Source organism: Aeromonas sp. R10-1 (assembly GCF_040908465.1).
Classification (GTDB): domain Bacteria; phylum Pseudomonadota; class Gammaproteobacteria; order Enterobacterales; family Aeromonadaceae; genus Aeromonas; species Aeromonas caviae.
Window position 1 is genome coordinate 26,482 of record NZ_JBFODT010000039.1, and the last position, 26,983, is coordinate 53,464.

The 26,983-nt window shown below is 61.4% G+C and carries 21 protein-coding genes; 9 read left to right on the forward strand and 12 right to left on the reverse strand.

The features are described 5' to 3' along the window. Positions 1-31 precede the first annotated feature (31 nt). From secA to mutT, 3 genes are all read left to right on the forward strand, one after another. Positions 32-2,752 carry a preprotein translocase subunit SecA gene (gene secA, locus AB5Y93_RS19645; protein WP_041211791.1) on the forward strand — a complete coding sequence of 907 codons (2,721 nt, stop codon included), beginning with the start codon at positions 32-34 and terminating at the stop codon, positions 2,750-2,752. 65 nt (positions 2,753-2,817) lie between these two features. Further along, positions 2,818-4,002: a tetratricopeptide repeat protein gene (locus tag AB5Y93_RS19650; RefSeq protein ID WP_368230219.1), complete on the forward strand. Its 1,185-nt coding sequence runs from the start codon at positions 2,818-2,820 to the stop codon at positions 4,000-4,002. Positions 4,003-4,010: 8 nt separating this feature from the next. After that, positions 4,011-4,415, forward strand: a complete 405-nt coding sequence (gene mutT, locus AB5Y93_RS19655; protein WP_368230221.1) for an 8-oxo-dGTP diphosphatase MutT — start codon at positions 4,011-4,013, stop codon at positions 4,413-4,415. Positions 4,416-4,472: 57 nt separating this feature from the next. On the opposite strand, the gene yacG is transcribed toward mutT, so the two are convergent. The 9 genes from yacG to AB5Y93_RS19700 all read right to left on the reverse strand — a co-directional run bounded on the left by yacG (position 4,473) and on the right by AB5Y93_RS19700 (position 12,245). Beyond that, positions 4,473-4,667 carry a DNA gyrase inhibitor YacG gene (gene yacG / locus AB5Y93_RS19660; RefSeq protein WP_039040499.1) on the reverse strand — a complete coding sequence of 65 codons (195 nt, stop codon included), beginning with the start codon at positions 4,665-4,667 and terminating at the stop codon, positions 4,473-4,475. A 10-nt stretch (positions 4,668-4,677) separates the two neighbouring features. After that, the gene (gene zapD, locus AB5Y93_RS19665; protein WP_010675825.1) at positions 4,678-5,400 is read right to left on the reverse strand and encodes a cell division protein ZapD; all 723 of its coding nucleotides are present in this window, start codon (positions 5,398-5,400) and stop codon (positions 4,678-4,680) included. 37 nt (positions 5,401-5,437) lie between these two features. Then, on the reverse strand, positions 5,438-6,052 hold the full coding sequence (gene coaE / locus AB5Y93_RS19670; protein WP_052814464.1) for a dephospho-CoA kinase: 615 nt from the start codon (positions 6,050-6,052) through the stop codon (positions 5,438-5,440). 18 nt (positions 6,053-6,070) lie between these two features. Continuing rightward, the gene (locus AB5Y93_RS19675) at positions 6,071-6,946 is read right to left on the reverse strand and encodes an A24 family peptidase (RefSeq protein ID WP_368230223.1); all 876 of its coding nucleotides are present in this window, start codon (positions 6,944-6,946) and stop codon (positions 6,071-6,073) included. Positions 6,947-7,023: 77 nt separating this feature from the next. Then, the gene (locus AB5Y93_RS19680; RefSeq protein ID WP_010675822.1) at positions 7,024-8,265 is read right to left on the reverse strand and encodes a type II secretion system F family protein; all 1,242 of its coding nucleotides are present in this window, start codon (positions 8,263-8,265) and stop codon (positions 7,024-7,026) included. A 127-nt stretch (positions 8,266-8,392) separates the two neighbouring features. Continuing rightward, positions 8,393-10,099, reverse strand: coding sequence for a PilB family type IVa pilus assembly ATPase TapB (tapB, locus tag AB5Y93_RS19685; RefSeq protein WP_263308363.1), 1,707 nt, complete (start codon positions 10,097-10,099; stop codon positions 8,393-8,395). 3 nt (positions 10,100-10,102) lie between these two features. Then, positions 10,103-10,597 (reverse strand): type IVa pilus major pilin TapA, encoded by a 495-nt coding sequence (tapA, locus tag AB5Y93_RS19690; RefSeq protein ID WP_319856116.1) that lies wholly within the window; start codon positions 10,595-10,597, stop codon positions 10,103-10,105. A 310-nt stretch (positions 10,598-10,907) separates the two neighbouring features. After that, entirely contained in the window at positions 10,908-11,771 is an 864-nt protein-coding gene (gene nadC / locus AB5Y93_RS19695) for a carboxylating nicotinate-nucleotide diphosphorylase (RefSeq protein ID WP_368230226.1), read from the reverse strand. Positions 11,772-11,774: 3 nt separating this feature from the next. Continuing rightward, positions 11,775-12,245, reverse strand: a complete 471-nt coding sequence (locus tag AB5Y93_RS19700; protein WP_042015101.1) for a TIGR02281 family clan AA aspartic protease — start codon at positions 12,243-12,245, stop codon at positions 11,775-11,777. 128 nt (positions 12,246-12,373) lie between these two features. Between AB5Y93_RS19700 and ampD the strand changes: the two genes are divergently transcribed. The 5 genes from ampD to lpdA all read left to right on the forward strand — a co-directional run bounded on the left by ampD (position 12,374) and on the right by lpdA (position 20,323). Next, complete coding sequence (gene ampD / locus AB5Y93_RS19705; protein ID WP_053288099.1) at positions 12,374-12,946, forward strand: 1,6-anhydro-N-acetylmuramyl-L-alanine amidase AmpD; 573 nt, start codon at positions 12,374-12,376, stop codon at positions 12,944-12,946. A 276-nt stretch (positions 12,947-13,222) separates the two neighbouring features. Then, positions 13,223-13,987 (forward strand): pyruvate dehydrogenase complex transcriptional repressor PdhR, encoded by a 765-nt coding sequence (gene pdhR, locus AB5Y93_RS19710; protein WP_010675815.1) that lies wholly within the window; start codon positions 13,223-13,225, stop codon positions 13,985-13,987. 83 nt (positions 13,988-14,070) lie between these two features. Then, positions 14,071-16,731, forward strand: a complete 2,661-nt coding sequence (gene aceE, locus AB5Y93_RS19715) for a pyruvate dehydrogenase (acetyl-transferring), homodimeric type (RefSeq protein ID WP_039040509.1) — start codon at positions 14,071-14,073, stop codon at positions 16,729-16,731. Between the two features lie 120 nt (positions 16,732-16,851). Continuing rightward, a complete protein-coding gene (aceF, locus tag AB5Y93_RS19720) occupies positions 16,852-18,747 on the forward strand; it encodes a pyruvate dehydrogenase complex dihydrolipoyllysine-residue acetyltransferase (protein ID WP_368230228.1) in 1,896 nt (631 codons plus the stop codon). A gap of 148 nt (positions 18,748-18,895) precedes the next feature. After that, positions 18,896-20,323 carry a dihydrolipoyl dehydrogenase gene (gene lpdA / locus AB5Y93_RS19725; protein ID WP_368230230.1) on the forward strand — a complete coding sequence of 476 codons (1,428 nt, stop codon included), beginning with the start codon at positions 18,896-18,898 and terminating at the stop codon, positions 20,321-20,323. A gap of 73 nt (positions 20,324-20,396) precedes the next feature. On the opposite strand, the gene AB5Y93_RS19730 is transcribed toward lpdA, so the two are convergent. From AB5Y93_RS19730 to AB5Y93_RS19740, 3 genes are all read right to left on the reverse strand, one after another. Next, entirely contained in the window at positions 20,397-20,579 is a 183-nt protein-coding gene (locus AB5Y93_RS19730) for a hypothetical protein (protein ID WP_017779057.1), read from the reverse strand. A gap of 143 nt (positions 20,580-20,722) precedes the next feature. Beyond that, on the reverse strand, positions 20,723-22,369 hold the full coding sequence (locus AB5Y93_RS19735; RefSeq protein WP_319893099.1) for a methyl-accepting chemotaxis protein: 1,647 nt from the start codon (positions 22,367-22,369) through the stop codon (positions 20,723-20,725). A gap of 122 nt (positions 22,370-22,491) precedes the next feature. Then, positions 22,492-24,402, reverse strand: coding sequence for a methyl-accepting chemotaxis protein (locus AB5Y93_RS19740; protein ID WP_368230232.1), 1,911 nt, complete (start codon positions 24,400-24,402; stop codon positions 22,492-22,494). 273 nt (positions 24,403-24,675) lie between these two features. Between AB5Y93_RS19740 and AB5Y93_RS19745 the strand changes: the two genes are divergently transcribed. Further along, entirely contained in the window at positions 24,676-26,979 is a 2,304-nt protein-coding gene (locus AB5Y93_RS19745) for a patatin-like phospholipase family protein (protein ID WP_368230234.1), read from the forward strand. Positions 26,980-26,983: the final 4 nt, after the last annotated feature.

The following is a 26,983-nucleotide window of genomic DNA, read 5'->3' on the forward strand; positions in this document are numbered from 1 at the left end:
AACGCTTATATAACCAAAACAGTTGGTACCCATGATTAGCACACTGCTCACCAAGATTATCGGCAGCCGGAACGACAGAACGCTCAAGGCTTTGCGCAAAATTGTAAAACAAATCAATGCGATGGAACCTCAATTCGAGGCACTGTCCGATCAGGAACTGCAGGCGAAGACCGCCGAGTACCGTCAACGTCTGGAGCAGGGCGAAACACTGGAGCAGTTGCTGCCGGAAGCGTTTGCCACCGTCCGTGAAGCCTCCCGCCGTGTGTTCGGCATGCGTCACTTCGACGTCCAGCTGATCGGCGGCATGGTATTGAACTCCAACCGCATTGCCGAAATGAAGACAGGTGAAGGTAAAACCCTGACGGCCACGCTGCCAGCCTACCTGAACGCCCTGACCGGCCGCGGTGTGCACGTCGTGACGGTGAACGACTATCTGGCCAAGCGTGATGCGGAAGCCAACCGCCCGCTGTTCGCCTTCCTCGGCATGACGGTGGACTGCAACGTGCCCGGCATGGATGCGTCCCAGAAGCGCGATGCCTACGCTGCCGACATCACCTACGGTACCAACAACGAATTCGGTTTCGACTACCTGCGCGACAACATGGCATTCTCGCCGGAGCAGCGCGTACAGCGTCCGCTCAACTACGCGCTGGTGGATGAGGTGGATTCGGTGCTCATCGATGAAGCCCGCACCCCGCTCATCATCTCCGGTCCGGCGGAAGACAGCTCCGCCATGTACACCCAGATCAACAAGTTGATCCCGCTGCTGGTCAAGCAGGACAAGGAAGACTCCGAGGAGTACACCGGCGACGGCCACTACACGGTGGACGAGAAGAACCGCCAGGCGCTGCTGACCGAAAACGGCCAGATCTTCGTGGAAGAGCTGCTCAAGAAAGAGGGACTGCTGGCTGAGGATGACTCCCTGTTCTCCGCCACCAATATCAGCCTGCTGCATCACGTCAATGCCGGCCTGCGCGCACACACCCTGTTCGAGCGCAACGTCGACTATATCGTCCAGAAAGACGAGATCGTCATCGTCGACGAGCACACCGGCCGCACCATGCCGGGTCGTCGCTGGTCAGACGGTCTGCACCAGGCGGTCGAGGCGAAGGAAGGGGTCAAGATCCAGAACGAGAACCAGACCCTAGCCTCCATCACCTTCCAGAACTACTTCCGTCTGTACGACAAGCTGGCAGGCATGACCGGTACTGCGGATACCGAAGCCTTTGAATTCCAGCAGATCTATGGCCTGGATACCGTGGTCATTCCGACCAACAAGCCGATGGTGCGCAAAGACATGGGCGATCTCGTCTACCTGACCGCCCAGGAGAAATACGCGGCCATCGTGCAGGACATCCGCGAGTGCGTGAAGCGCGGCCAGCCCGTGCTGGTCGGTACCGTCTCCATCGAGAACTCCGAGCTGCTCTCCGGCATCCTGACCAAGGAAAATATCCCGCACAAGGTACTGAACGCCAAGTTCCATGCCATGGAAGCGGAGATCGTCGCCCAGGCCGGCCAGACCGGCGCCGTCACCATCGCCACCAACATGGCCGGTCGTGGTACCGACATCGTGCTGGGCGGCAACTGGCAGGCGGAGATCGCCCAGCTGGAAAACCCGTCAAGTGAGCAGATTGCCGAGCTGAAAGCGGCCTGGCAGGTGCGTCATGACGAAGTACTGGCGGCCGGTGGCCTGCACATCATCGGTACCGAGCGTCACGAATCCCGCCGTATCGACAACCAGCTGCGCGGCCGTTCCGGTCGTCAGGGTGATCCGGGTTCCTCCCGCTTCTACCTCTCCATGGAAGATACCCTGATGCGGATCTTCGCCTCCGACCGCGTGACCGGCATGATGAAGAAGCTGGGTATGGAAGAGGGCGAGGCCATCGAGCATCCCTGGGTGACCAAGGCCATCGAGAATGCCCAGCGCAAGGTGGAAGGTCGCAACTTCGACATCCGTAAAAACCTGCTCGAGTTCGACGATGTGGCCAACGATCAGCGCAAGGTGGTCTACGAGCAGCGCAACGAACTGCTGGACACAAACGACATCTCCGAGACCATTCACGTCATCCGTGACGACGTCTACGGCGCCATCATCGACGAATACATCCCGCCCCAGTCCCTGGAAGAAATGTGGGACGTGCCGGGTCTGGAAGCGCGTCTGAAGTCCGATTTCGCCCTGGATCTGCCGCTGCAGCAGTGGCTGGCGGAAGACGACAAGCTGTATGAAGAGAAGCTGCGCGAACGCATCCTGGATGAAGCCACCAAGCTCTATGCCCACAAGGAAGAGCTGGTCGGCAAGGAGGTGCTGCGCAACTTCGAGAAGGCGGTGATGCTGCAAACGCTGGATGGTCTGTGGAAGGAGCACCTGGCGGCCATGGATCACCTGCGCCAGGGCATCCATCTGCGCGGCTACGCCCAGAAGAACCCCAAGCAGGAGTACAAGCGCGAATCCTTCGATCTGTTCACCCAGATGCTGGAGACCCTCAAGCGCGACGTGGTCAGCATCCTGAGCCGGGTACAGGTGCAGGAGCGGGATGTGGAGGCGATGGAAGAGCAGCAGCGCCAGCAGGCCGAAGCAGCTCCCCGTACCTATACCCATGCCACGGCCGAAAACCAGCTGGCTGACGAGGATACGGGTGGGGCCGAGGGCCATACCACCTTCGTGCGCGACGAGCAGAAGATCGGGCGCAACGATCCCTGCCCCTGTGGTTCGGGTAAAAAATACAAGCACTGTCACGGTCAGCTGACCTGACACCCTGCCATGATGAATACACCGCCTCCGGGCGGTGTATTCATTTTCGGACCAAGGAGGGGACAATGAGCAGATTGCCGGCGGGATGGGATGGGGAGGCACATGGGCACTGGCTGCAGGAGAGACGCCAGGAGGCGATCCGTTGTGTGCTGAGCAGGCTGAACGCAGAGACGAACAAATCCGTTCCCCTGCAACTGCAGTTTGCCTATTACCTCTTTTTGTCCGGCGATCCCGCCTCGGCGGCACAGGTGCTGACGCTGGCGTACCGGTCCGCGCCCGATAACACTGAGGTGCTGCGCAATCTCTGTGTCTGCCTCTCGCGCTCCGATCAGCATGAGCGGGCCGTGACGCACCTGGCCGAACTGGTGCGGCGCGAGCCGGATGATTATCTGGTCCATGACGGGCTTTGCACTTCCCTTGCCAAGCTAGGACGCCATGAAGAAGCGGCACAAGCGGGAACCCGTGCCCTGACTCTCAAGGATGAGGCCGTCTCGCAGCCTGTCGCGGGGTGGGTGCTGCCGGCAGAGGGGCCGGATGTCTGGCTCGCGGAGCAGGGGGACAAGCAGGCAGTCATCGCCTTCTCCTTGTGGGGAGTACAGCCCCGCTATTTGCGGGGAGCGCTCGACAATGTGCTGGCCGCAGCCTACCTCTATCCCGGTTGGCGGGTGCGCTTCTATGTGGATGGCAGTGTCCCTCAGGGGGTTCTGGCCTGCCTGCAAGAACATGGCGCCGAGATAAAGGTGCAGCCCGATGGCCAATCCCAGCGTCAGCGCCTCTGCTGGCGCTTCCAGGTCGCCAATGATCCCGGCGTGGGGCGCTTTCTTGTGCGCGATGCGGACTCCGTGCTGAATCTGAGGGAGCGGCTGGCGGTCGATGACTGGCTTGCATCGGGGCGCTGGTTCCATATCATGCGTGACTGGTGGAGCCACACCGATCTGGTGCTGGCCGGCATGTGGGGCGGTGTGGCCGGTGTGCTGCCTCCCCTTGCGCCGCTGATGGCGAGCTATCAGCCCAGTACCATGGAAACACCGAACATCGACCAGTGGTTCTTGCGAGACTGTTTATGGCGCTATCTGCGCCAGAGTGCGCGGGTACACGATCGTTGTTTCACTCCGCCCGGTGTGGTGCCCTGGCCGCAGGTTGCGCCGCCGGGCAATGAGCATGTCGGGCAGGATCTCTTCAGGGCCCGGGGGGATCAGCAGGCCATTCGGCTTGCCCCCTGGATCGCCCGTTTGCCGTGTTTACGCTGAGGACAATGATGGAACAGAAGAAACGGATCTGGGTGGCGGTGGGCGTCATCGAGAACGAACGGGGCGATATCTTCATCGCCAAACGCTCAGTCGATCGCCATCAGGGGGATCGCTGGGAGTTTCCCGGTGGCAAGGTGGAGTCGGGGGAGGATCTACTCACCGCGCTGGACAGGGAATTATGGGAAGAGATCGGGATCCGGGTGCAGGATTGCGCCCCCTTCATGGAGCTGCACCACGACTACCCCGACAAGCAGGTCTTGCTGGATATCTGGAAGGTGACCCGCTTCCACGGCGAGCCCTTTGGCAAGGAGGGGCAGGAGTGTCGCTGGGTGCCACTGGCCTCGCTGCACGAATACCGCTTCCCGGATGCCAACGGCCCCATCGTCGCGCGGTTGCAGGCCTCGCTTGCCTGAAAGGGAATCGATACCAACGAAAAAGGGCCTGAGGGCCCTTTTTTGATCGTGAAGTGTTTATTGCCAGGGATCGCCCTGTTCCGGGTCGGGCAGCAGATCCGGGTTGATCTCGCCCGGGATGCGCTTCTGTTCATCCGCCCACTCGCCGAGGTCGATCAGCTGGCAGCGCTTGCTGCAGAAGGGGCGAAACGGGCTCTGCGGACCCCATTCGATCTCGCTCTGACAGGTCGGACACTTTACCTTGGTCACCATGGGGCGCTCCTCAACAACAGGCGAGCTGGAAGGAGACGTCGCCTATCTGCTGTTCCGTCGTCGGCAGGAAGCGCAGGGCGAAGCGGTTCTTGTGGCCGCTCAGGGTCGGATAGCAGGGCTGGGTGCCCGCCAGACGGATACGGATCAGTTCAGCCCCTTCGGCAGTATCCTGGAAGAAGCCGTTGGTGGCCACCTGGTCGCTGAAGTTGCCCGACTCGCGCCACAGGCGCAGCAACAGGGAGATGGCGTTCATCAGCAGGGTGATGTCACTCAGCCATTGCTGCATCTGCTGGTGGCGGGTGACGGCCGGGGTCGCCAGCCAGTGGTGTAGTTGCGGCACATCGAAGGCGCACAGACCACCCGGAATGGAGAAGCGCTGACGAATGGAGCCGAGCAGGCGATCCTCTTTCAGACGGGCGCCGGGGCGCGGGGAGTTCAGCAGGTTGCGGGAGAGCTGGGTACTCTCCTGCTGCATCCGCTGGATCTGCTCGAGATCGACGTCAGGCAGACTGGCCCAGTGGCTCAGGCGTTGGCCGAGGCGCTCCAGATCCTTGATGAGATCGGCACGCAGGTCACCACGCTCCAGCAACTCCTGCAAATCGAACAACCCCTTGAAGAAGGCGATATGTGCCCAGGACTGGTCACTCTCCAGATTGTCGCGGATCTGGGAAAACAGGGACTCCAGACGAAGATAGGTCCGGCTTTTTTCATTGAGGGGAAAATCGTAAATCATGCCTAATCCTGGCCAGCCATAAACCGGCCTAGTGTACTCACAGTTGGTGGGCTTGTTGAGAGGCAAATGCCAGATATGTCTGGTGCAGGGCGAAAATTCGCTGCCAGATGGTCTCACTCGTACCACTCTGGTTGTCCAGGACGTCGTCGGCCATCGCCAGGCGCTCGCTGCGGCTCGCCTGGGACGCCAGTATCGCCTGGGCCTGTTCCCGAGTGACGCCATCGCGGCGGCAGGTACGCTCGATTTGCGTCGCTTCGTCCACATCGATCACCAGTACCCGATCGGCGAGGGAAGTGAGCCTGTTTTCCACCAGCAAGGGGACGACCAGCAGGCAGTAGGGGGAGCGGGTTGCCGCACACTGGCGCAGCATCTCGGTGCGGATGAGGGGATGGAGCAGGGCATTGAGCCACTCCTTGGCCTGCGAATCGGTGAAGATCCGCTCTCGCAGCCGGCGGCGATCGAGCTGGCCATCGGGGGCAACGACATCCGGGCCAAAATGGGCGGCGATGGCAGCCAGAGCAGGGGTGCCGGGCTCCACTACCTCGCGGGCGATGATGTCCGCATCCACCACCTCGATGCCCAGCTCGGCAAAGCGGTTGGCAACCGTGGTCTTGCCGCTGCCGATTCCCCCAGTGATTGCGACTACATACATGGGTCAGAGATCCTTTTGCTAGAGCACGACATCAAGATACCAGCGGGTGATGCTATCGCCCCACAGCAGCGTTATCCAGCCCGCGATGGTGAGATAGGGGCCAAAGGGAATGGGTTTGCCCTGGTGGTGGTTGCGCAGCAGGATGAGACCGATGCCGATGATGGCGCCCGCCAGCGAAGAGAGCAGCAGCACGATGGGCAAGGCTTGCCAGCCCAGCCAGGCGCCCAGCGCCGCCAGCAGTTTGAAATCCCCGTACCCCATCCCTTCCTTGCCGGTCAGCAGCTTGAAGGCCCAGTAGAGGCTCCAGAGCACCAGATAACCCGCCATGGCGCCGACCACCCCATCGGCCAGGGGCACGAAACCGCCCGCCAGATTGAACAGCAGGCCACCCCAGAGCAGGGGCAGGGTGAGCTGATCCGGCAAGAGCATCTTGTCCAGGTCGATGAAGGTCAGTGCGACCAATGTCCAGGTGAGCAGCAGAGCGGCAAGGGTGCCCCAGCCAGGGGCAAGCGCGGCTGCCACCGAGACCGACAGCAGGGCGGTGAGCAGCTCGACCAGGGGATAGCGAGCCGAAATGGGAGCGTGGCAGTTGCGGCAGCGCCCTCTGAGGCATAGCCAGCTCAGCAGGGGAATGTTCTCCAGCGCCCCTATGGGGTGGTCGCAGTGGGGGCAGCGGGAGCGAGGCACCATGAGGTTGTATCGTCCGGTTGCAGGAGGAGTCTCTTCACCGTCACCGAAATAGTCGCTGTATTCGGCATGCCAGGCCCGCTCCATCATGATGGGCAGACGATGGATCACCACGTTCAGGAAGCTGCCCACCATCAGGGAGAAAAGGAAAATCAAGGAGAGATAGAGCCAGGGCAAGCCCTGGGCCAGTTCGATCAAAGGCACCATAGATCAATCGCTTGTGTCGGGAACGGGGATGACAGATGGCCGGGGGAAATGCACCGCCCGGCCCTCCGTCGAGGGGGTCAGTGTATCACAGAGCCCAGCTTGAAGATGGGGAGGTACATGGCCACGACCATGCCGCCGACCAGCACCCCGAGCACCACCATGATGATGGGTTCGAGCAGGCTGGTGAGGCCGTCGACCATGTCGTCCACCTCCTGTTCGAAAATGGCGGCGACCTTGGAGAGCATGTCGTCGATGGCGCCGGATTCCTCACCGATCATCACCATCTGGGTCACCATGTCGGGGAAAAGATCCACGGTGCGCATGGCGACGTTGATCTGCATGCCGGCCACCACCTCGTTGCGAATGGCCATGGTCGCAGTGCGATAGACATAGTTGCCCGATGCTCCGGCCGCCGAGACCAGGGCATCCACCAGCGGGATACCGGCGGAGAAGGTGGTGGAGAGGGTGCGGGCAAAACGGGCCATGGCCGCCTTGTGCAGTATGTTGCCCACCACGGGAATGGTGAGGATGAACTTGTCCGTGTTGTCCCTGACCTTCTGGGATTTTCGCCAGGCCCGCACATAGAGGAAGACGGCGAGAGCAGCGCCGCCAAAGATGGCGTACCACCACTCCTGCATGAAGCGGGAGATGGCGATGACGAACCGGGTAAAGGCGGGCAGCTCGGCACCGAAGCTCTTGAAGATATCCTCGAACTGGGGAATGACGAAGAGCAGCAGGATGGAGGTGACGACGATGGCCACCAGAATGACCATGGACGGATAGAACATGGCCTTCTTGATCTTGGATTTGAGGGCTTCGTTCTTCTCGCGGTAGATGGCGATACGGTCGTAGATGGTCTCCAGGGCACCGGATTGCTCCCCGGCCTCGACCAGGTCGCAATAGAGGTCGTCGAAGTGGCGGGGATGGCGGCGCAACGCCTCCGAGAGCGGGGTGCCCGTTTCCACATCGGCGGCGATCTGGCCGATGAGTTCGCGCACCGCCGCTTTCTCGTGGCCGCGAGCAATGATCTGAAGACTCTGCACCAGAGGCACGCCGGCGGAGAGCATGGTAGTGATCTGGCGGGAGATGACGGCGATGTCCATCGGCTTGATCTTGGCGCCGCCCTTGGAGAAGAGCCCCTGGCTCTGCTTGCTGACCCTGGTGACGTTGACGCCCTGCTTGCGCAGCTCGGCCTTGACGGTGGTGATGCTGTCGGCTTGCAGCTCGCCGGAGACCTTCTGTCCCTTGCGGTTGACGCCGTGCCAGCGGTAGGAGAAGACTTTTTTCGGTGCGTTGCGTTTTTGAGCTAATGTGGCCATCACTGCATCCTGCAATTGGGCGACGGTGGCCGGATGCTGCTGCCTGTCCGGCTCATCTTGGCTTGAAGAAGGTCATCGGGGTGATGGCAGCGGCTTCACCCGGCGAGATGACTCGAGCACTGCGAACTCAGTTGGTGGTGATCCTGTTGATTTCGGCCAGGCTGGTGACGCCAAGACGCGCTTTCTCGAGGCCGGATGTACGCAGGGTGCGCATCCCTTCTTTTTGGGCTATCGCGGCAATCTGCAGCGAGTTGGCTCCCTGCATGATGAGTTTGGCGATGTTGTCGGACATCAGCATGATCTCATAGATGCCGACCCGGCCTCTGTAGCCTCCCGAGCACTCCTTGCATCCCACGGGTTTGAACAGCCGCAAACCGGCGGCCAGTTGCTGCTGGGTGAAGCCCAGCTCCAGCAACTCGGCTTCCGGCACCACTTCCGGCGCCTTGCAGTGATCGCAGAGTTTGCGGGCAAGGCGCTGGGCCATGATGAGGGTGACCGAAGAGGCGATGTTGAAGGCCGGCACCCCCATGTTCATCATCCGGGTGAGCGTTTCTGCCGCTGAGTTGGTGTGCAGGGTGGAGAGCACCAGGTGACCGGTCTGGGCGGCCTTGATAGCAATCTCGGCGGTTTCCAAATCCCGTATCTCCCCCACCATGACGATGTCGGGATCCTGGCGCAGGAAGGAGCGCAGGGCGCTGGCGAAGGTGAGCCCCGCCTTGGGATTGATCTGCACCTGGTTGACGCCGGGCAGGTTTATCTCAACCGGATCTTCGGCGGTGGAGATATTGACCTCGCTGGTATTGAGGATGTTGAGGCCGGTATAGAGTGAGACCGTCTTGCCTGACCCCGTAGGGCCGGTCACCAGGATCATGCCCTGAGGTTTGGAGAGGGCGTGCAGGTATTGCGTCTTCTGCCGGTCGTCAAAGCCGAGTTGATCGATATTGAGTCGGGCGGCCGAGGAGTCCAGCAACCGGATCACGATCTTTTCGCCCCACATGGTGGGCAGGGTGTTGACCCGCATGTCCATGGATCTGTTGCGTGAGATCTTGAGCTTGATGCGGCCATCCTGGGGCAGGCGCCGTTCGGCAATGTCGAGCCGCGCCATCACCTTGAGGCGAGCCGCGAAGCGGTTGGCCAGGTTGACCGGCGGCGTGGCGACTTCGTGCAGTATGCCGTCTACCCGAAAGCGGATCCGGTACTTGGTCTCGTAGGGTTCGAAATGTAGGTCGGAGGCCCCGCGCTTGATGGCATCCATCATGATCTTGTGGATGTATTTGACGATGGGGGCGTCATCGTCCGCGGTGTTGACGCTCTCGTCGAGGCGGGAACTCTCGTCGGAGACCTCGAGTTCGGAGATCTCGGCCTCGTCGATATGATCCATGCCCAGGGTATCCTGCTCGCTCTCCATCAGCTTGCCGATGGCGGCGGTCAGCTTGCTCTCTTCGACCAGCAGGGCTTCCGTATGCAGGCCGAAGCTGAAGCCAAAATCCTCCAGAGCCGACACATTGGTCGGATCGGACATGGCGATATAGAGGGTATGCCCCTGGGTGTAGATGGGCAGGACATGGTGCTTTTCAATCAGCTTTTGATTGAGGTATTTCTGCGGGATCTCGGCGAGATCAAAGGCCGCCAGATCCAGTAGAGGTACCCCATATTCCAGCTCGCAGAAATCGGCGAGGGCTTTGCTGTCGAGGATGTCGTTTTCAATCAGGAAGGTGACAAAGGGCTTGTGCTGCGCCTTGGCCTGGCTCAGATAGCGCTGTGAGTCCGGCTCACTGAGGAGGGAAGAAGCGGCCAGGCTGGTGGCCAGGCCGCTATTGAGGCTAGAGGTCATGTATTAACACATACCTGCTTGTGCACAAGTGCCTTCTGTTCTTGTCCAATTCACCTGCTTGGAGTCTTCAATCGTGCCAGATAGAACAAAGGTTGGGTTAGCAGGATTGAGTCCATCGAAGTCTGTACCACTTTTAACTTGAATATTCACACCTCTGGCGCCACTTGCTGCAGCCAGCGTATCGCCTGCTCCTGAGGAAGTATTAATTCTGTCTGGATTCGAATTGGCAATGGCAGATTCCAAGGCACTGTTTGCCGCATCTATGCACTCAGCGCCAGCCCCTGCTGTGCCTGTGTCAATATCTGCCGGAGCAACATCTAGCCCTTGAGCGCATACCTCGAAGGCAGTTTTGGCTGGCCCTGCGGCAGCGATAACCTCCGAAAACTTCGCTCGAAGTGTATAGGTCTGATACGCCGGCAAGGCGATGGCGGCGAGGATGGCGACGATCGCAACGACGATCATCAATTCGATTAGCGTAAACCCTGACTGTCTTTTCATGTGAAATATCCTTTTTTCCATGTTTCCTGATAAGCACCGGTGGAATGCTATCCACGCTGGTATCTTATCCGAGCGCTTCGGGTTGGCAACAGAGGCGGGGACCTTGTTAGCCACTTTTATGTCATTTAGTGAAATGTGTAGAAAAATCAATGATTAAATGGCTTCCATTGGCACTTGTCATGAGGCGGGAGGGCCCATCTTCACACTCCTTATGTCGTGGGATCCTGCATAAAGAAAAGGCGCCGATGGCGCCTTTTGCAAGTTTCGAGCCCTGTAATATTTTTGGGCACGAGCAACGGATGGGGCTTGCTCAAGCCTCGACAAAGCGCATGGAGAGATCCAGTGCCCGCACATGCTTGGTCAGCGCTCCCACCGAGATGAAGTCGATCCCGGTCGCGGCGTATCCGGCAAGGGTATCGAGGGTGACGTTGCCGGAGACTTCCAGCTTGGCTCTGCCCTGATTGAGGAGAACGGCTTCCTGCATCATGGGGATGTCGAAGTTGTCCAGCATCACGATGTCGGCCCGTGCGGCCAGGGCCTGCTCCAGCTCGGCCAGGGATTCGACCTCGACTTCCACCGGTTTGTCCGGATTGAGACGGCGCGCTTCGCTGATTGCTTCCGCGATGCCACCGCAGGCGAGAATGTGGTTCTCCTTGATGAGGTAGGCATCAAACAGACCGATACGGTGGTTTTTGCCGCCGCCGCAAGTGACCGCATACTTCTGGGCGCTGCGCAGGCCGGGCAGGGTCTTGCGGGTATCGAGGAGGCGGCAGTCAGTGCCTTCCAGCTCGGCCACATAACGGGCGGTCAGGGTGGCGACCCCGGAAAGGGTCTGCACGAAGTTCAGCGCGTTGCGCTCGCCGGTCAGCAGCACGCGGGCGGGGCCATGGAGGCGGAACAGCTCCTGATTGGGGGCAAGGCGTTCACCATCTTGCACTTTCCACTCGACCTTCACTTCGCCACCGAGCTGGGCAAACACCTCGTCGACCCAGGGCTGGCCGCAAAATACGCCCGCCTCGCGGGTGATGACTCGCGCGGTCGAGATGCGATCGGCCGGGATCAGCTGGGCCGTGATGTCGGCGCTGGCATCCGGTTGATCCAGCGCGGTGAGGGCATCGCCCAAGTCTTCGAGAAGTGCGGCGCGCACGGCGCGGCGGATGTCCTGTTGTAACATGCCTTATTCCTGCAAGGGTCTGAGAAGCAATTGCCTGTCTTTCTGGCGCAATTCCAGCCTGCCCAGGGCATTCATGCCCACCAGGATCTCCTCCCCGTCGGCAGCCGGATTGATAAAGACGGACAAATCGTACAGGGTCAGCGGACCCATCGCCAGACTTTCGATCCGGCCGGTTTCGACCTGGATCTCTCCGGCTGCCGTGTTGACACGGCTGCGGCCCGTGGCGACGAGGCCGAGCCGGGCGGCCACCTGGCTCGGTATGGTCACCCGGGTTGCTCCTGTGTCCAGCAGCAGTTGCACCGGTTGGTCGTTGATGGCACCCTCCAGACGATAATGGCCGCTGGCATCGGCCCTGAGCAGCAGATCGCCGCTGGCGGTCACCGACGGTTGTTCACGGCCATGAAAGTAGAGGGTCAGCAGACCCAGCAGCGAGAGCCAGGCGAGCAGCCAGAGACGGCGTGCCATTGGGTGCATAGTGTGTCCCATATCGCGCGAGTGAATGGCTCAGCCTAACATAGCGTTATCCATGAATTCAGAGACTTGTTCCCAGTTTTCCCATCCCGCCAGAGGCACATCGCTTCCATTTGTGAGTCGAGCAGACGATGACACAACCCACAACCCTGTTTTCCATCGATCGAGAAGGATGGTGCGAGCAGGCCCGCAAGGTGCCTTCCCCCCATCACAATGAGAGGCTCAGCCCGGAGGATGTCTCCTTGCTGGTGATACACGGCATCAGCCTGCCCCCCGGGCAGTTTGGTGGCCCCTTTATCGACGATCTGTTTCTGGGGCGGCTCGATCCTGGTGCTCACCCCTATTTCGCCGGTATTCATCAACTGAGGGTCTCGGCCCACTGCCTGATCCGCCGCGATGGGGAACTGGTACAGTACGTGCCTTTTGGCGCCAGGGCATGGCATGCGGGAGTCTCGATCTGGGAGGGGAGGGAGGCGTGCAACGATTTTTCCATCGGGATCGAACTGGAAGGGACCGACGAGCTTCCCTACAGCGACAAGCAATACGAGGTGCTGTCGGACCTCAGCCGGGCGATTGTTCACCGTTATCCCGCCATCACGGCGGACCGTATTGTCGGCCACTGCGACATCGCGCCGGGCCGCAAGACGGATCCGGGTGACAGTTTCGAATGGCCTCGCTATCGGGAAAAGCTTCACTTTGAGTGAAAAATCTAAAAATTATTTTGTGTTTTTAGAATCAATGGCTTGCCTTGTCTGGCAAGCCATTTTTCATGCTGTTGGCCAAATGTTATCGGTGAGCAAGCTCACAAATATTGGTCAGACCATTTTCTATGAGCTATATCATGATTCCGCGTTTTTACCCCCAAAGTGGCAACCGAGCTTCTTGATTCAGATCATCTTTTGGGTGGACTTTTTTCAAGCCCTCTGCTAATTTTCGCCCCAACCATAAAATTGGTAATACCAATTTAACAAAGTAGCCTCATGCCCTATATCAAGATAACTCAGCCCAAGCTGGCCGACGCCATTGTCGCCGAGCTGGAAAGCATGATTCTGGAAGGCAGCCTGCAGCCGGGCCAGAAGTTGCCGCCCGAGCGGGAACTTGCCATCCAGTTTCAGGTGTCGCGCCCTTCCTTGCGCGAAGCCATCCAGCGCCTGGAAGCGAGAGGACTCTTGTATCGTCGTCAGGGCGGTGGCACTTACGTACAAAATGCCCTGAGCAAGGGGATCGCCGACCCTCTGTTCGAACTGCTCAGCACTCACCCGGAAGCCCAGTACGACCTGCTGGAGTTTCGTCACGCGCTGGAAGGCATCTGTGCCTACTATGCGGCGCTGCGGGGCACCGAGGCTGATTTCGAACGGATTCGCCTGGCGCAAGCCGCCATCGAAGAAGCCGGTCAGCAAGGGTCGCTGGTGGTCGAATCGGCCGCCGTGACCCAGTTCTATCTGGCCGTGGCCGAGGCCTCCCACAACGTGGTGCTGCTGCACCTGTTGCGGGCCATGGGCCCCATGCTCGAGCAGAACATTTTACGCAATAACGAAATTTTGAATCGCCGTCCGGGAGTGGTCGCCAAGATCCGTCGCCATCGTGCGAGCCTGATCGAGGCTATCCTGTCGGGGGCTCCGGAGCGGGCCAGGGCTGCTTGTCATGAGCACCTGGCCTTTATCGAGGACACCTTGTTGGATATGCAGAGGGAAGACAGCCGGATCCAGCGATCCATGCGTCGGATCCGTCAGCAGGAAAACTAATCCCACAAGGCTTTCTTAATTGTCGAATGCTTGCGCCCTTCGCCGTGCAATGCCGTGCAATCACAACAACATAGGAACCAGCCATGTCTGATATCCTGAAGAACGATGTGGACCCGATAGAAACGCTGGAGTGGCTTGCCTCTCTGGAATCCCTGCTGCGTGAAGAGGGTCCGCAACGCGCTCAGTTCATCCTTGAACAGTTGGCCGAGAAAGCCCGCGCAAGCGGTGTGGACGTGGCTGCCAAGGCAAACCGCGACTACATCAACACCATCCCGTCCAGCGACGAGCCGGCCTACCCGGGCGACCTGGAAATGGAACGCCGCATTCGCGCCATCATCCGCTGGAACGCCATGATGATCGTGCTGCGCGCCTCCAAGAAAGACCTGGACCTGGGTGGTCACATGTCTTCCTTCGCTTCTTCCGCGACCATCTACGAAGTCTGCTACAACCACTTCTTCCGTGCCCGCAACGAGAAGGACGGTGGCGATCTGGTCTACTTCCAGGGTCACATCTCCCCGGGCATCTACGCCCGTGCATTCGCCGAAGGTCGCCTGACCGAAGAGCAGCTGGACAACTTCCGTCAGGAAGTGGATGGCAAGGGTATCCCTTCCTACCCGCACCCGAAACTGATGCCGGAATTCTGGCAGTTCCCGACCGTTTCCATGGGTCTTGGCCCCATCGCCGCCATCTATCAGGCGCGTTTCCTGAAGTACCTGACCGACCGTGGCATCAAGGATTGCTCCGAGCAGACCGTTTACGCCTTCCTGGGTGACGGCGAGATGGACGAGCCGGAAGCCAAGGGTGCCCTGACTGTTGCCGTGCGTGAAAAGCTCGACAACCTGGTGTTCGTGGTCAACTGCAACCTGCAGCGTCTGGATGGTCCGGTTGTCGGCAACGGCAAGGTCATCAACGAGCTGGAAGGCCTGTTCGCCGGCGCTGGCTGGGACGTGACCAAGGTCATCTGGGGTCGCAAGTGGGATGAGCTGCTGAAGAAAGACACTTCCGGCAAGCTGATCCAGCTGATGAACGAGACCGTGGACGGTGACTACCAGACCATGAAGTCCCGCGACGGTGCCTACGTGCGCGAGCACTTCTTCAACCGTTACCCGGAAACCGCCGCGCTGGTCAAAGACATGACCGACGAGGAGATCTTCGCCCTGAACCGCGGTGGTCACGACCCCCGCAAACTGTTCGCTGCCTTCTCCAAGGCTGCACAGACCAAGGGCAAGCCGACCGTGATCCTGGCCAAGACCATCAAGGGCTATGGCATGGGCGAAGCGGCCGAAGGCAAGAACATCGCTCACCAGGTCAAGAAGATGGATCTGGGCTCCGTGCGTCACCTGCGTGATCGTTTCAACCTGCCGGTCACCGACGAGCAGCTGGAAAACCTGCCGTACCTGAAGATCGAAGAGGGTACCGAAGAGCACAAGTACCTGCACGCCCGCCGTGCCGCACTGAAGGGCTATGTACCGACCCGTCTGCGCGAGAGCACCACCAAGCTGGAAATCCCGGCGCTGGATGCCTTCGGTCCGCTGCTGGGTGAACAGGCGCGCGAAATCTCCACCACCATGGCGTTCGTGCGTTCCCTGAACGTGATGCTGAAAGACAAGTCCATCGGCAAGCGCATCGTCCCGATCCTGGCTGACGAAGCCCGTACCTTCGGTATGGAAGGCCTGTTCCGCCAGATCGGTATCTACAGCCCGCACGGTCAGCAGTACACCCCGCAAGACCGCGACATCGTCTCCTACTACAAGGAAGACAAGCAGGGTCAGGTTCTGCAAGACGGTATCAACGAGCTGGGCGCCATGTCCTCCTGGCTGGCTGCTGCCACCTCTTACAGCACCAACGACTGCCCGATGATCCCGTTCTACATCTACTACTCCATGTTCGGCTTCCAGCGGATCGGCGACATGGCGTGGGCAGCCGGTGACCAGCAAGCCCGTGGCTTCCTGCTGGGCGCGACCTCCGGTCGTACCACTCTTAACGGAGAAGGCTTGCAGCACGAAGATGGTCACAGCCACATCCTGGCCAACACCATCCCGAACTGCATCTCCTACGACCCGTCCTACGCCTATGAAGTGGCGGTGATCGTACAGGACGGCCTGCGCCGCATGTACGGTGAGAACCCGGAAAATGTGTTCTACTACATCACTACCCTGAACGAGAACTATGCCATGCCGGCTATGCCGGAAGGCGCCGAGGAAGGCATCCGCAAGGGTATCTACAAGCTGGAAACCGTGGCCGGCACCAAGGCCAAGGTACAGCTGCTGGGTTGTGGTTCCATCCTGGGTCACGTGCGCACTGCCGCCCAGATCCTGGCAAGCGAATATGGCGTGGGTTCCGACGTGTTCAGCGTCACCTCCTTCAACGAACTGGCTCGTGACGGTCAGGACGCTGATCGCTGGAACATGCTGCACCCGACCGCCGAAGCGCGTGTGCCCTACATCGCTCAGGTACTGGGTTCCGAAGCCACCATCGCCGCGACCGACTACATGAAGTCCTTCGCCGATCAGGTGCGTGCCTTCGTTCCGACCGAGAACTACCGTGTACTGGGTACCGACGGTTACGGCCGCTCCGACAGTCGTGCCAACCTGCGTCGTCACTTCGAAGTGAACGAGTTCTACGTAGTGGTTGCTGCCCTGACCGAACTGGCCAAGCGCGGCGAGGTAGACAAGCAGGTTGTGGCCGAAGCCATCGCCAAGTACGGCATCGATGCCGACAAGGTCAACCCGCTGTACGCGTAAGAGGATTGAGTGTCGCGCCGGGTATCCGGCGCGACCTTGCCTGGGTTTAAACGGATAACGCGGGATGCGCGTGGTGATGCTCAGGCAGCCACGCGGATGCACGCAAGAGGATAAAGCGCAATGTCCAAACAGATTATGGTGCCGGATATCGGTGCCGATGAAGTTGAAGTCACCGAGATCATGGTGGCCGTGGGTGACAAGGTCGAGCTGGACCAGTCCCTGATCGCCGTGGAAGGTGACAAGGCCTCCATGGAAGTCCCGGCCCCCGCCGCCGGTATCGTCAAAGAGATCCTGATCAAGGTGGGCGACAAGGTTGCCACTGGTTCCCAGATCATGGTCTTCGAAGCCGAGGGTGCTGCCGCACCGGCTCCGGTCCAGGCTGCTGCCCCGGTTGCTGCCGCGCCGGCCGCCGCTCCTGCTGCTGCCGCTCGCCAGGACGTCAACGTGCCGGACATCGGTGGTGACGAAGTCGAAGTGACTGAGATCATGGTTGCCGTGGGCGACATGGTTGAAGCCGACCAGTCCATCATCGCCGTGGAAGGTGACAAGGCCTCCATGGAAGTGCCTGCACCGTTCGCCGGTCGCGTGGTCGAGATCAAGGTTGCCGCCGGCGCCAAGGTTTCTACCGGCTCCCTGGTGATGGTCTTCGAAGTGGCGGGCGCAGCCCCGGCCGCTGTTGCCGCGCCGGCTCCTGCTGCTGCCCCCGTGGCTGCCGCTGCTCCGGTTGCCGCCGGTGCCAAGGACGTCAACGTGCCGGACATCGGCGGTGACGAAGTGGAAGTGACCGAAATCATGGTCGCCGTGGGTGACAAGGTTGAAGCCGACCAGTCCCTGATCACCGTGGAAGGCGACAAGGCCTCCATGGAAGTGCCTGCGCCGTTCGCCGGTGTGGTCAAGGAGATCAAGGTGAAGGCGGGTGACAAGGTCTCCACCGGTTCCCTGATCATGGTATTCGAAGTGGCGGGTGCCGCTCCGGCTGCCGTGGCTGCTCCGGCTCCTGCCGCAGCGCCTGTTGCTGCCGCTCCGGCTGCCGCCGCTCCTGCGCCGGTTGCCCAGGCTGCTGCCGCCTCCGATTTCGTCGCCAACGACGCCTATGTCCACGCCTCCCCGGCAGTACGCCGTCTGGCGCGCGAGTTCGGTGTCAACCTGGCCAAGGTGAAAGCCTCCGGTCGCAAGGGTCGCATCGTCAAAGAAGACGTGCAGGCTTACGTGAAGGATGCGGTCAAGCGCGCCGAGTCCGCTCCGGCTGCCGGCACCGGCACTGGCAACGGCATGAGCGTCGTGGCCTGGCCGAAGGTTGATTTCAGCAAGTTCGGCCCTGTCGAAGAGCTGGAACTGACCCGTATCCAGAAGATCTCCGGTCCTGCCCTGCACCGCAACTGGGCCATGATCCCCCACGTCACCCAGTTCGACGAAGCCGATACCACGGAGCTGGAAGCGTTCCGCAAAGAGCAGAACATCCTGGCCGAGAAGCAGAAGCTGGACGTGAAGATCACCCCGCTGGTGTTCATCCTGAAGGCGGCCGCCAAGGCCCTGGAAGCCCATCCGCGCTTCTGCAGCGCCCTGTCCGAAGACGGCAGCAAGCTGATCATGAAGAAGTACATCCACATCGGTGTGGCGGTGGATACCCCCAACGGTCTGGTGGTTCCGGTGGTTCGCGACGTCAACAAGAAGGGCATCCACGAGCTGTCCCGCGATCTGGCCGAGATCTCCAAGAAGGCCCGTGCCGGTAAGCTGACCGCTGCCGACATGCAGGGCGGTTGCTTCACCATCTCCAGCCTGGGTGGCATCGGCGGTACCAGCTTTACCCCGATCGTCAACGCGCCGGAAGTGGCCATCCTGGGCGTCTCCAAGTCCGAGATGAAGCCGAAGTGGAACGGTAAAGAGTTCGTGCCGCGCCTGATGCTGCCGCTGGCTCTGAGCTACGACCACCGCGTCATCGATGGCGCCGACGGTGCCCGCTTCATCACCACCCTGAGTGGTGTGTTGTCCGACATTCGTCGACTGGTCCTGTAAGTGAGAGGGCGGGCCCAGAGCCCGCCCTTTTTGCTTCTCATTTCGTTAACAGGATTGTAAACTTGCCCCGTTTTTTTCACGGCTGCAGCGGCCTTGTTTGGCATAAGACTGTGCTGTCCGGGGATATAAGAACGACAAAGAGGTCATGATGAGTAAAGAAATCAAAACCCAGGTCGTAGTACTGGGTGCTGGCCCTGCCGGTTATTCCGCTGCCTTCCGTGCGGCTGACTTGGGTCTGGATACCATTATCGTCGAGCGTTACTCCACCCTGGGTGGCGTCTGCCTGAACGTGGGTTGCATCCCGTCCAAGGCACTGCTGCACGTCGCCAAAGTCATTGAAGAAGCCAAGGCGCTGGCCGAGCACGGCATCGTCTTCGGTGCCCCGCAGACCGACATCGACAAGGTGCGTCTGTGGAAAGAGAAGGTCATCAACCAGCTGACCGGCGGTCTGGCTGGCATGGCCAAGATGCGTAAAGTCCAGGTCGTGAACGGCTTCGGCAAGTTCACCGGTCCGAACACCCTGGAAGTGGACGGTGCCGACGGCAAAACCACCGTTACCTTCGACAACGCCATCATCGCTGCCGGTTCCCGTCCGGTGAAGCTGCCGTTCATTCCGCATGACGACCCGCGCGTATGGGACTCTACCGATGCGCTGGAGCTGACGACCGTTCCTGGCAAGCTGCTGGTTATCGGTGGCGGCATCATCGGCCTGGAGATGGGTACCGTGTACTCCTCCTTGGGTTCCGAGATCGACGTGGTGGAATTTGCCGACCAGCTGGTACCGGCTGCCGACAAAGACATCGTCAAGATCTACACCAAGCGCGTGGCCAAGAAATTCAACATCATGCTGGAGACCAAGGTCACCGCAGTTGAAGCCCGTGAAGATGGTCTGTACGTCTCCTATGAAGGCAAGCACGCCCCGGCCGAGCCGGTTCGCTACGACAACGTGCTGGTTGCCGTAGGCCGTGTGCCGAACGGCAAGATGCTGGATGCCGAGAAGGCCGGTGTTGCCGTCAACGAGCGCGGTTTCATCGAGGTGGACAAGCAGCTGCGTACCAACGTGGCCCACATCCACGCCATCGGCGACATCGTCGGTCAGCCCATGCTGGCCCACAAGGGTGTACACGAAGGCCACGTGGCGGCCGAAGTCATCGCTGGCAAGAAGCACTACTTCGACCCGAAAGTGATTCCGTCCATCGCCTATACCGAGCCTGAGATGGCCTGGGTGGGTCTGACCGAGAAGGAAGCCAAGCAACAGGGTCTGAACTTCGAAGTCGCCACCTTCCCGTGGGCTGCTTCCGGTCGCGCCATCGCGTCCGACTGCTCCGACGGCATGACCAAGCTGATCTTCGACAAGGAGAGCGGCCGCGTCATCGGTGGTGCCATCGTGGGTACCAACGGCGGTGAACTGCTGGGTGAAATCGGTCTGGCCATCGAGATGGGTGCCGACGCCGAAGACATCGCGCTGACGATCCACGCTCACCCGACTCTGCACGAGTCCGTGGGTCTGGCTGCCGAAGTGTTCGAAGGCTCCATCACCGACCTGCCGAACGCCAAGGCCAAGAAGAAAAAATAATCTTCTGCCCGTTTCATAAGAAAAGCCGCTCCATGGAGCGGCTTTTTGTTGTCTGTCTTTCGGCACCCTGCGGTCAGCAGCGCCCCTTCTTGGCCTGTCCCGGTGGGCAGAAGGTGCCGTAGCCTCCGCGATCCCCATCACTGACCCGGATCCGGGTATCGTCCACGCTCACATCGGCCCCGTGCACCCGCACGGGCCCGCTGCTGCAGGCACTGAGCAGCCCCCCCAGCACTATCATCACGACCAGCTTGCCCATCATACCTCCTCGCGTTTTCCTGATTATGAGGCATGTGGCAGGGCGGTGGGAGACGGTGTATCCCCCGTGCGTCACGGCTTGCCGTGGTCATGAAGAAGGGCGCCGAAGCGCCCTGGTGTGGGTCAGGAAGAGGTGCCGGACGCTCAGAGGCGGAAGTTGCCGACCAGCTTGTCGAGCTCGCCGGAGAGGTGCTGCAGGTTGCGGCTCGACTCGGTCAGGTGATGGGCGATATCGGCGGTCTCCATGGTGAGCTGGTTGATGTCCTCCACGTTGCGGTTGAGTTCGCCCACCACGCTCGACTGCTCTTCGGTGGCGGTGGCGACCTGGATGTTCATGTCGCTGATCTGGGTGATGTGTCCGGTGATCTGGTCGAGGGCGCCGTTGGCCTCGTCGGCCTGGGTCACCACCCGCAGGCTCTGGTTGCGGCCCTGGGCCATGGCGCTGACGGCGCGGGCGCTCTGCTCCTGGAGGCTGTTGATCATACCCTGGATCTCGGCGGTGGAGGCGGCGGAGCGGCTGGCGAGGTTGCGCACCTCGTCGGCCACCACGGCGAAGCCGCGGCCCTGCTCGCCGGCGCGGGCGGCCTCGATGGCGGCGTTGAGGGCCAGCAGGTTGGTCTGCTCCGAGATGCTGCGGATGGTGTCGAGGATGCTGCCGATGGAGTCGGTCTGGCTCGCCAGGGACTCGATGACCCCGGCGACCTGTTCGATTTCACTGGAGAGGCCGACGATGCCGTGACGGGCCTGGGCGACGACCTGGGCCCCCGCATCGGCCTGCTCGTTGGCCTGCTTGGCGACGTCGGCGGCGAGAGACGCATTGCCGGCGATCTCGGTGACGGTGGCCCCCATTTCGTGGATGGCGGTGGCGACCTGGACGGTGCGATCCCGTTGGGCGGTGCAGTTGTGCTGGGTGAGCTGGGCCTTGGCAGCCACCTCGCTGGCGGTGGCGGCTACCTGGCGGGAGTTGCTCGCCACCTGCACGATGGCCCCGTGGATCCGGGTCACGAACTGGTTGAAGCTGTGGGCAATCTCGGCCAGCTCGTCCTTGCCGGTGAGACTGGCGCGGCTGTCGAGGGCGAGGTGGCGGGCCACCTCGCCAATATGGGATTGCAGGAAGGAGACCCGGCGGCGCAGCCCGATGAGGATGAGGGTCGAGACGAGCAGCGAGATGGCGATGGCGATGACGATGATGGCGATCATCTGGGTACGACCGCTGTCATAGCTGTTTTCGCTCAGGTCGTTGCGATGCTGGGCCTGACCTATCAACCCGTCGAGCAGCTCATTGGCGCCCTTGCGCATGACCCCGTAGCTCTGGCTGTAGCGATCCCGGTAGATGGCGCGTGCCTCGTCCATCTTGTTGTCAGAGAGCGCCTGCAACATGGGGGTCAGCTCCTCCCGCTCCACCCGGGTGAATTGATCGAGCAGGGTCTGGGCCTTGGCCCGGGCGTCGGGATCGACCTGGGCCTTGACGGCCTGCTCCATGGCCTGGCGCATCTCGGGAATGTCTTCCTCGCGGGTCTCCTTGACCCGGGTCAGCACCCCCTTTTCGTCGCGCAGGGAGGTGTCCTGCAATAGCATCATGTCGATGCCGACGCGCATGCGCGGGATGCGGGAGGCCACTTCCGCCATGGCCCGCATGGGGGTGGCGGTATTCTGGAACAGCTCTTCGGCCTGCTGCCTGATGTTGTCCATGCTGCGCAGACTGGCGGCGCCAACCAGCAGCAGGGCGAGACAGGGCACGGTGACGGCCAGGATCAGTTGGGTTTTGATGGTGAGGTTGCCTGCCAGCATGTTGACTCCTTGGTGTGTTGCTGTGTTGCTACTGTAGCGGCTTGTCATGACGGTTCGCCGTCATGGGGGTCGGTATTCCCTGTCGACCCGGGGAAAAAAGGGCGCCGCAGCGCCCTTTCATCTTATAACCGGAAGTTGCCGACCAGCTTGTCGAGCTCGCCGGAGAGCTGTTGCAGGCTGCGGCTGGACTCGGTCAACTGGTGGGCGATATCGGCGGTCTCCATGGTGAGCTGGTTGATGTCCTCCACGTTGCGGTTGATCTCCCCGACCACGCTGGACTGCTCTTCGGTGGCGGTGGCGACCTGGATGTTCATGTCGCTGATCTGGGTGATGTGCCCGGTGATCTGGTCGAGGGCGCCGTTGGCCTCGTCGGCCTGGGTCACCACCCGCAGGCTCTGGTTGCGCCCCTGGGCCATGGCGCTGACGGCGCGGGCGCTCTGCTCCTGGAGGCTGTTGATCATGCCCTGGATCTCGGCGGTGGAGGCGGCGGAGCGGCTGGCGAGGTTGCGCACCTCGTCGGCCACCACGGCGAAGCCACGGCCCTGCTCGCCGGCGCGGGCAGCCTCGATGGCGGCGTTGAGGGCCAGCAGGTTGGTCTGCTCCGAGATGCTGCGGATGGTGTCGAGGATGCTGCCGATGGAGTCGGTCTGGCTCGCCAGGGACTCGATGACCCCGGCGACCTGTTCGATTTCACCGGAGAGGCCGACGATGCCGTGACGAGCCTGGGCGACGACCTGGGCCCCCGCATCGGCCTGCTCGTTGGCCTGCTTGGCGACGTCGGCGGCGAGAGACGCATTGCCGGCGATCTCGCTGACGGTGGCTCCCATCTCGTGGATGGCGGTAGCGACCTGGACGGTGCGATCCCGCTGGGCGGTGCAGTTGTGCTGGGTGAGCTGGGCCTTGGCGGCCACCTCGTTGGCGGTGGCGGCGAGCTGGCGGGAGTTGCTCGCCACCTGTTCGATGGAGCCGTGGATCTTGGCGACAAAGTTGTTGAAGCCGGTCGCCACCTGGGCCAGTTCGTCACGGCCATCGACCTTGAGGCGATGGGTGAGGTCGCCATCACCGCTGCCGAGTTCGCGGAACAGGCGGGCCAGTTCGTTGAGGGGGCGGCTCACGGAGCCCGCCAGGAGAACGCCGAGCAGCCCCATGCCGACGGCGATGGCCAGGCTGACCAGCACCATGTGCAGGCGCGCTCTGTCCAGTTCGGCATAAATTTCGGCCTCCGGCACCTGGGCCACCAGATACCAGTCGAGCATGGGGATGTAGCTGCTGGCCAGGATCACGGGCTGGCCGTCCACCTCGGCATGGGTGGCGGCAAAGGGCTGCTTGTTGAGCAGGTTGGTGCTGCTGCCGCTGGCCAGCTGGGTCAAGTTGTCCCGATCGATGCGGGCGGCGTCGGGGTGCAGCTTCACCTTGCCGCTGCCGTCTGTCATGAAGACGAAGCCGCTGTCGCCGATGCGGAAGTTGGCGAGCATGCTGACCATGCTGTCGAGGGATTTGGCGAGGCCAGCGAGGCCGCGTCCGTCGAGTTGCTGGAAGTTGACGAACAGTTTCACCTCGCCGTTGCTCTCCCGAAAGATGCTGAGCATCAGATCCTGGCGGCTCTTGGTGTAGTCATAGAACCAGTTGTCCTGCTCGTGGTTCAGGATGCGCAGAAAACCGTCCTGGTTGTAGTAGGCGGCACTCTGACGATCGGCGAAGGAGGCGGTGACCAGACCATACTGGCTCGTCATGTCCTTGAGCTGGTTGATGAGGATGGACTCCTGCTCCTTGGGCATGCCGCGCTCGACCCAGTCCAGCACGAAGCGGTCGTTGGCAAGCTGTCTGGCGGCATTGGCGACCGAGGTGAGATCCTTTTCGATCTCCTTGCCGATGCGCTGGGTCAGGTTGGGCAGCTCCTGCTCGAACATGCGGTCCTCGATCAGCTGCTGGGCAGAACGCTGGCTGAAATAGCCCACCAGCAGGCAGGAGAGGGCCACGGCGAGGATGACGGTGGCCAGAATTTTCTGTTTCAGTGTCAGGCTTGCGAACATAAGGGTGACTCGGAAGTGTGAACCAGGGTTGAACTCATAATAGCGGCTGATTTGGCGCGCTCTTGAGGCGGTGGGGGCCTTTATTGTCGATTAACGTTTGCGCTCACACCCGGATTGGGCTGGATTGGCGCCCGATTTTGCCGAGACATCGTCGCAAGCGGGGCGACCCCTCGCCAGCACCCCGGCTTGCGGTTAAAGTGCTTGCACTTATAGTAGGCTGCACCTGACTGGCGGCCTGCCCGCTCGACTCGCACCGGATTTATGGACTCTCATATGCGCATCTTTCATCGGGGATGGACCCACCTGCTCGTGCTCCTGCTGGCGACCCTGCCGTTCATGGCGGCGGCCGGAGCCAATGATCCCGCGCCTTCGGCGAGAAACCCGGGGGCAACCAAGATGGAGCGTCCGAGGATCGCCCTGGTACTGAGCGGCGGCGGTGCCAAGGGGTCGGTCCATATCGGGGTGCTCAAGGTGCTGGAGGCAAAGCACATCCCGGTGGACATCATCGTCGGGACCAGCATGGGCTCCTATGTGGCGGGCATGTATGCCATGGGGCTCAGCGCCGAGGAGGTGGAGCGCACGACGCTGGCCATCGACTGGAACAAGGGCTATCAGGACAAGGTGGGGCGCGACGAGCTCTCCCTGCGCAAGAAGCAGCAGACCGAGAAGTACCAGCTGCGCACCGACATCGGGGTCAACGGTGACCAGACCCAGCTGCCGGACGGCTTCTTCCAGGGACAGTCCATGGCCAGCCTGCTGCGCCACGCCACCTCCAACCTGCCGGCGCAAAAGAGCTTCGACAACCTGCCTATCCCCTATCGCGCGGTGGCGACCGACATGGAGACGGTGACCCCCTTCGTGCTGGATCACGGCAGCCTCGCCAAGGCGATGCAGGCCTCCATGTCCATTCCCGGTGCCCTCAAGCCGGTGGACTGGGACGGCCGCATCCTGGCCGATGGTGGCACGGTCAACAACATGCCGGTGGACGTGGCCAAGGCCATGGGGGCCGACGTGGTGATCGCGGTGGACATCAGCGCCAAGCTGCGTACCCGGGAGTCCCTCAAGTCGGGATTGGCCATGATCGATCAGCTCACCACCTACATGACCCAGGTGGGGACCGAAAAGCAGAAGGCGCTGCTCGGCCCCAGGGATATCCTGCTGACCCCCGAGTTCGGCAACATGGGGATCGCCGACTTCGCCCTGATGCCGGAGGGGATCAAGATCGGGGAGGCGGTCGCCAACAGTGCAGCGGCCCGGCTCGATGCGCTCTCTCTCTCGCCCGCCGCCTACGCCGACTATCGCAACGGCAAGCTGAGCCGGCGCGCCGAGCGCAGCGGCCAGCCCGCCTACTACATCGACAAGGTGGAGATCATCAACAAGTCGCGCCTCTCCGACGACACGGTGCGGGCCATGCTGAACGTGCGTCCGGACAAGGTGCAGACCTACGAGAGCCTGGAGGCGGGGATCCGTCGCCTCTACGCCCTGGAGTCGTTCGATCGCATCACCTACGAGGTGGAGGAGCGGGACGGGGAGAACGTGTTGGTGGTGGACGCCAGCGAGAAGAACTGGGGGCCGGGTTATCTCAACTTCCAGCTCGGTTTCTCCGATGACTTCGAGAGCAGCTCCAACTACAACGTCGGCATGTCCTACACCCTGACCAACGTCAACGACTGGGGAGGCGAGTGGCTGACCGAGGCGTCCCTCGGGACCGCCAAGCACCTCAAGACCGACTTCTACACCCCGCTGGAGCCCTCCCAGACCTACTTCGGTGAGACGAGCCTGGCCTACGACAAGACCCAGCGACGGGTCTTCTTCCCGGAAGAGAGCAGGTCCTCGTCCGGGGTCAGCTATCTGGACTCCGAGTACAGCTTCACCAGCGTGGATCTCGCCGTCGGCTGGAATCGCCAGCCCTGGAGTCGCTTCTCCCTTGGGCTGGAGGGCAAGATCGGCAGCGTGGAGATCCAGAACCTCACCAACGCGGATGCCGATGCCTCCGCCTGGGGCCCCTACATCCGCTTCGAGCACGACACTCTCGACAGCCGCTACTTCCCCTATCAGGGGGTCTACTGGGACATCAAGGGTGGCTACTCCTACGTCGATCTCGACCCCGCGGACGCGCCCTCCGAGCAGGCCGAGGGGGTGAATTACCGGCTGGTGATGATCAAGCCCTGGTCCTGGGACAGGCACAGCCTCAACCTGATGCTGGAAGGGGGCGGCTCAAGCTCCCAGGAGACGGTACCGCTGTTCGTGCAGGATCTGGGCGGGCTGTTCCGCATGTCCGGCTTCCAGCATTACCAGTTGAGCGGTCGCTACAGCCTGTTCGGCGGATTGCGCTACATCTACCGGGTGGCGGACAACGACTTCGGTGCCTTCAAGGCGCCCCTGTTCCTCGGGGGCTCCCTCGAGCAAGGGGGGGTCTGGGACAAGGGGGAGGACATCAGCATCGAATCCTCCTATACCTCGGGTTCCCTCTATATGGGGGTGGAGAGTTTCCTCGGTCCCATCTTCCTCGGCTATGGCGTGGCGGAGGGGGGACACGACATGTTCTATCTGCAATTGGGCACTACGTTCCAATAAGGGG

Excerpts from the sequence above, each read along its gene's own strand:
- ampD (WP_053288099.1), top strand. The coding sequence starts at position 12,374 with ATGACACAACCCACAACCCTGTTTTCCATCGATCGAGAAGGATGGTGC.
- AB5Y93_RS19735 (WP_319893099.1), bottom strand. The coding sequence starts at position 22,369 with ATGCTGGCAGGCAACCTCACCATCAAAACCCAACTGATCCTGGCCGTC.
- AB5Y93_RS19675 (WP_368230223.1), bottom strand. The coding sequence starts at position 6,946 with ATGGTGCCTTTGATCGAACTGGCCCAGGGCTTGCCCTGGCTCTATCTC.
- tapB (WP_263308363.1), bottom strand. The coding sequence starts at position 10,099 with ATGACCTCTAGCCTCAATAGCGGCCTGGCCACCAGCCTGGCCGCTTCT.
- coaE (WP_052814464.1), bottom strand. The coding sequence starts at position 6,052 with ATGTATGTAGTCGCAATCACTGGGGGAATCGGCAGCGGCAAGACCACG.
- secA (WP_041211791.1), top strand. The coding sequence starts at position 32 with ATGATTAGCACACTGCTCACCAAGATTATCGGCAGCCGGAACGACAGA.
- aceE (WP_039040509.1), top strand. The coding sequence starts at position 14,071 with ATGTCTGATATCCTGAAGAACGATGTGGACCCGATAGAAACGCTGGAG.
- AB5Y93_RS19650 (WP_368230219.1), top strand. The coding sequence starts at position 2,818 with ATGAGCAGATTGCCGGCGGGATGGGATGGGGAGGCACATGGGCACTGG.
- AB5Y93_RS19680 (WP_010675822.1), bottom strand. The coding sequence starts at position 8,265 with ATGGCCACATTAGCTCAAAAACGCAACGCACCGAAAAAAGTCTTCTCC.
- mutT (WP_368230221.1), top strand. The coding sequence starts at position 4,011 with ATGGAACAGAAGAAACGGATCTGGGTGGCGGTGGGCGTCATCGAGAAC.
- yacG (WP_039040499.1), bottom strand. The coding sequence starts at position 4,667 with ATGGTGACCAAGGTAAAGTGTCCGACCTGTCAGAGCGAGATCGAATGG.
- tapA (WP_319856116.1), bottom strand. The coding sequence starts at position 10,597 with ATGAAAAGACAGTCAGGGTTTACGCTAATCGAATTGATGATCGTCGTT.
- AB5Y93_RS19700 (WP_042015101.1), bottom strand. The coding sequence starts at position 12,245 with ATGCACCCAATGGCACGCCGTCTCTGGCTGCTCGCCTGGCTCTCGCTG.
- nadC (WP_368230226.1), bottom strand. The coding sequence starts at position 11,771 with ATGTTACAACAGGACATCCGCCGCGCCGTGCGCGCCGCACTTCTCGAA.
- aceF (WP_368230228.1), top strand. The coding sequence starts at position 16,852 with ATGTCCAAACAGATTATGGTGCCGGATATCGGTGCCGATGAAGTTGAA.
- AB5Y93_RS19730 (WP_017779057.1), bottom strand. The coding sequence starts at position 20,579 with ATGGGCAAGCTGGTCGTGATGATAGTGCTGGGGGGGCTGCTCAGTGCC.
- AB5Y93_RS19745 (WP_368230234.1), top strand. The coding sequence starts at position 24,676 with ATGCGCATCTTTCATCGGGGATGGACCCACCTGCTCGTGCTCCTGCTG.
- lpdA (WP_368230230.1), top strand. The coding sequence starts at position 18,896 with ATGAGTAAAGAAATCAAAACCCAGGTCGTAGTACTGGGTGCTGGCCCT.
- pdhR (WP_010675815.1), top strand. The coding sequence starts at position 13,223 with ATGCCCTATATCAAGATAACTCAGCCCAAGCTGGCCGACGCCATTGTC.
- AB5Y93_RS19740 (WP_368230232.1), bottom strand. The coding sequence starts at position 24,402 with ATGTTCGCAAGCCTGACACTGAAACAGAAAATTCTGGCCACCGTCATC.
- zapD (WP_010675825.1), bottom strand. The coding sequence starts at position 5,400 with ATGATTTACGATTTTCCCCTCAATGAAAAAAGCCGGACCTATCTTCGT.